This is a genomic window from Nitrospirota bacterium, assembly GCA_016178585.1.
In the GTDB taxonomy this organism is placed as follows: Bacteria; Nitrospirota; Nitrospiria; order JACQBW01; family JACQBW01; genus JACOTA01.
In genome coordinates this window covers 1-4,351 of sequence record JACOTA010000069.1, presented here as the reverse complement: position 1 = coordinate 4,351, position 4,351 = coordinate 1, and the positions used below count along the sequence as shown (strand labels likewise).

The following is a 4,351-nucleotide window of genomic DNA, read 5'->3' as shown; positions in this document are numbered from 1 at the left end:
TAAATCACGATGGCTCCTTAAACAGTGTGGAATTAAGAAGCTTTTTACCACAAAAACCCTTGAAAATAAAGGGAAATATGAGTTTTCTGATCAATATTTTCATCTGATTCCAGTATGCTGACTTTTTACGAGACCATCAAGATTACTTTCAAGGGAGGCTTCGAAGTAATGGGTCCGATTGATAAATGGGTCGCTTATTTTGTGTTAAAACCAAAAGCCGACCGCTTTATGGCGAGTATTCATGACGAATACAATCGTTCAATTGAAAAGAGAAATTCGAGGCCTTCAAACAAAGGATGAGGGAAATGTTTACTCCAATCAAATAGTATATAAATAGGGAGACCCAAAGAATGAAAGATCGTAAAACAACCGCCCTTCTCGGAATCAGTTTGATGCTTATTTTGGGAGTATTCGGATGTGCAAAGCATATGAGTACAGCCTCTCAAAGCATTGATTCAAACCCAAAACAGGCCAGGGAGATCCCCCCGGCAACTGAAAGCGCATTAATGACCAAAAACCCAGTCGTGAGTGGAAAATCGGTGGATCAAGGAATGATGAATTCAAAAAACGTGAGGGCCAGGATCTCCCTGAAAGACATTTATTTTGATTTTGATAGATCAGTAATCGGCCCGGAGATGAAAGAAGATTTGAATAATGACTCGACCTTTCTAACAACCAAAAAATGGGACAAGGTTAGAATTGAAGGCTATTGTGATGAACGCGGGACGAACGAATATAACTTAGTTCTTGGAAATAAAAGAGCCTATGCTGTTAAATCATTTTTAGTTGCAGAAGGGGCGGATGGCAAGTGGATTTCCACCATTAGTTACGGAAAAGAGCGCCCCATTTGTCATGAACACGATGAAAACTGTTACAAGTTAAACCGGCGTGCTCATTTTAAGATGCAGTAATGAATTAGTTCGGTTTGAATCGGAGGCTCAAAAACGGCGTGCCGCTCAACCGGAAAATTACATTCTCTATCTTTTGGCAATCATTATTGCCGAAACTTGACTTTTGTCGATTAAAAGAGGCATTATCGTCAAAGGGATACGGTTGCTCCTGATTTAGGGAGATACCGGGGTGAACCCCCTCGTTAAGACAATCCGAAATTAGCACGATTGCCATTCATCGGTATAAAACTCTTTTCACCCCGTTAAACTTTGTCAATCAAAAAAAAACGGCGGCCCGGTTTAACAGTCATTAACTCTTTTTTTCCATCCTTTCCTGTAAGCAGTAATACGGCTAAATTTGAAAAGCGCCCACCTTTCATCCCGCTTTTAGACACCTAAAAAATTATACTGCTTTAATGAGTTATGCTCACAAAAAAAAGTGAAAACAAAGGAGGATGCACCCATGAAGTTAAGTGACTATCTTGAGATGAAAATGAAAGGAGAGCTAATTTGGCCTCATCTTAATTTGAAGGGTTCAGGGAATAAAGCCCCTCTTGCCACTCAAGATATAGAGAAGAGCATATTAAAAAATGTTTCTTTAAGAAAGACCGTGGAATATTATACACATCTTGATATCGAAGTCGAATATGACGGACGAACTTATTCTACTGCATTTCTATGGAACGACGAACTTCTTCTAAGATCCTTGTATGAGTTTCTAAAGGAGAATATTGGGAATTCTGTAAGAGATATTGGAAATTTAAAGTTTCCTTCTTAATCAGATTATATGATTTGACTCCCACAATATAACCGGGACCCACCATGTGATTGCGGCCAGTCAGGCGGATACCGCCAGGAGCGCTATGGCGACTGTAACTGTTGTGTTGATCCCCTGATCAGAAAGAGTGAATTTGAAAAGCCTAAGAGAAAAGAACCTCATGCAAAGTTTTGCCCAGATCGGACAGGCGAAAAGGTTTTGAAATAAAACCACGGAATCTATGCTTCTGCCACTCGCCTGCAACAGGATCACTGGAGTATCCGCTTGAGGCGATGACTTTGATATTTGGATTAATTTCCAGAAGCTTCTGTAAGGTTTTTTTCCCACCCATGCCACCGGGTACCGTTAAATCCAAAATGACCGCATCAAATGGTTTCATCAATTCCGCGGCTTCCAAATAGGCCAAAATGGTTTCATTACCTTCACGAGTAACAACGACTTCATACCCCAACGCCTTCAACATCTCCGCGGCCACTTCCAGAACCACCTCTTCATCATCCATCAATAAAATCTTTCCTGTCCCTCTGATAAGGGGTTCCTCTCCAATATTTGAATCTAAAGTTACTTTTTCTGATGCAGGGAGGTAAAAAGAAAAGGTAGTCCCGCCATTCATTTTGGAACTCACGGTGATATCCCCTCCATGTTTTTTGATAATGGAATAAGAACTGGCCAGGCCGAGGCCGGTTCCCTTCGCTTTGGTGGTGAAAAAGGGGTCAAAAATGTGTTTAAGATTCTCTTCAGGGATTCCTGTTCCATGGTCTTTGATGGCTACCTTGACATATTTTCCGGCCGGAAGAGCCCCTATTTGATTACTTTCCAAAATAATATTCTCTGCGGAAATATCTATTTTTCCTCCACCGGGAGACGCTTGAACCGCGTTAATGATTAAATTATGAATGACCTGACTAATTTGTCCAGAATCAACTTCCGCATGCCATAAATCAGGAGGGAGTAGAAAATTACATTTGATTTCGGATCCATGGGAGGAAAAAGAGGCTGATTCTTTGACAAGATCCGTAACAGAGGCATTTCTTTTTATCGGGGTTCCTCCTTTGGAGAAGGTGAGCATTTGGCAGGTTAAATCCTGGGCTCGCCGGGACGCGTTTTCCGCCGCCGCTAACCGTTTATAAGCAGGATGATCCGAATCGATTGCCAACAGGGACAAGGAAATATTTCCTAAAATAGCGGTAAGGAGATTATTAAAATCATGAGCAATCCCCCCGGCCAAAACACCGATCGATTCAAGTTTTTCCATTTTTGAGATGTCTTCCTCCATTCGTCTTCGCAACGTCAGGTCCCGCAAAAATATTTGCACCTCTCTGGAGGTGGAGATCACTCTGCAACTCATTTCAGAGGAAAAAACTGTCCCGTCCTTGCATTTAATATGTTTTTCGATAAAACAGGCTTCGCCCTTGAGAAGCGCGGCCATTTTCGCCGGAATATCGGGGTGTTCTTCAGCCGGGATAAATTCCTTAAAATTCATCCCGAGAATCTCTTCCGGGGAGTATTTCAGCATCTTGCAACCGGCTGAATTGACTTCTTTAATATTAAATTCAAAATCAATGATGATAATGCCGTCAGGAGCCTGTTCAATTAATGTCTGGAATCGTTCTTCGCTTCCTTTCAATGCAGTTTTATTTTGTTTGCTTTGAGTTCGTTCCCGCAGGGTGGTGACGCCAAAAGCCACGTTTTCCGCAAGTTTAACAAGAAGGTCCACTTCATTGACGTCAAAAGCATTGGGTTCTACCGCATAAATATTAAGTGAGCCAAATGTTTCTCCATCCTGAGTCAGAGGGATGGCGATTGAAGAGGCGTACCCTCTATTTTTTGCTTCTGTTCGCCAGGGCAAAAATTCGGGATCCGTAAGGATGTTATCGCATATCCGGGGTTTGCCTGTGCGAATGGCTGTGCCGGTTGGGTCGCGTCCTTTCTCATCATCAGACCATGATATATTGAGAGTTTTCAGATACCCCATTTCATGGCCAGCCTGGGCCATAGGGAGAATCGATTTTTGTTCATCCTTTCCAGCATATCCAACCCAGGCTAAACGATATCCCGCGGCATTTACAATGATCTCGCAAATATCATTGAGAAGTTTTATTTCTTCTGTTGCCCGGATGATTGTTTCGTTGGCCGAACTTACAGCGATGAGTGCTCGATTGACGAAATGAAGTTTATCATTGATTTTTTTGTATTCAATTTCTAAAGTCTTTGAATGATCTTCCTGTTGAAGTAATTGGGATAATTCTTCCAGGAGAGTCGTTGTGATTTGATATTTTTTACCCATTAAAATGCCTCATATAGAGTTCCCTCTGTAAAAGTGGAAAAGATATGGAAAAGGAAGAATAATTCGTAGCGTGACAAATTGAGTGAATGAGCATAAGTGAGTTCTATTCATGTGAACAGATTGTAAAAAGTATCCTATTATCTTATCGTGCAGGAGTCAAGAATATAAAATTCCTTTTCGTGGTATTTTTAATAGTCTAAGTGAAAAGGCCGGACTCGAACCGGCACGCCCGTCGCCAGGCGGAAAATTAGTAGTGGGGTCAGGTCTTTAATATTGCTATTTTTTTGAAGAGGTGATAACTTTGCTTTATGGCCAGGCCGTTAAGAATTGAATATTCGGGAGCCCTTTATCATATCAGCACCCGCGGGAATGCCCAACAGAAGATCTTTAAGGATC

At 41.6% G+C, this 4,351-nt stretch carries 3 protein-coding genes; 2 read left to right on the top strand and 1 reads right to left on the bottom strand.

What is annotated here, in order from left to right:
- Nucleotides 1-389 precede the first annotated feature (389 nt).
- Nucleotides 390-911: an OmpA family protein gene (locus HYR79_10920; GenBank protein MBI1822209.1), complete on the top strand. Its 522-nt coding sequence runs from the start codon at nt 390-392 to the stop codon at nt 909-911.
- A 442-nt stretch (nt 912-1,353) separates the two neighbouring features.
- Nucleotides 1,354-1,668 carry a hypothetical protein gene (locus tag HYR79_10915; GenBank protein ID MBI1822208.1) on the top strand — a complete coding sequence of 105 codons (315 nt, stop codon included), beginning with the start codon at nt 1,354-1,356 and terminating at the stop codon, nt 1,666-1,668.
- A gap of 142 nt (nt 1,669-1,810) precedes the next feature.
- Here HYR79_10915 and HYR79_10910 read toward each other — a convergent pair whose 3' ends face one another.
- A complete protein-coding gene (locus tag HYR79_10910) occupies nt 1,811-3,955 on the bottom strand; it encodes a PAS domain S-box protein (GenBank protein ID MBI1822207.1) in 2,145 nt (714 codons plus the stop codon).
- Nucleotides 3,956-4,351: the final 396 nt, after the last annotated feature.

Coding starts and splice junctions, on each gene's coding strand:
- HYR79_10915 (MBI1822208.1), top strand. CDS start 1,354: ATGAAGTTAAGTGACTATCTTGAGATGAAAATGAAAGGAGAGCTAATT.
- HYR79_10910 (MBI1822207.1), bottom strand. CDS start 3,955: ATGGGTAAAAAATATCAAATCACAACGACTCTCCTGGAAGAATTATCC.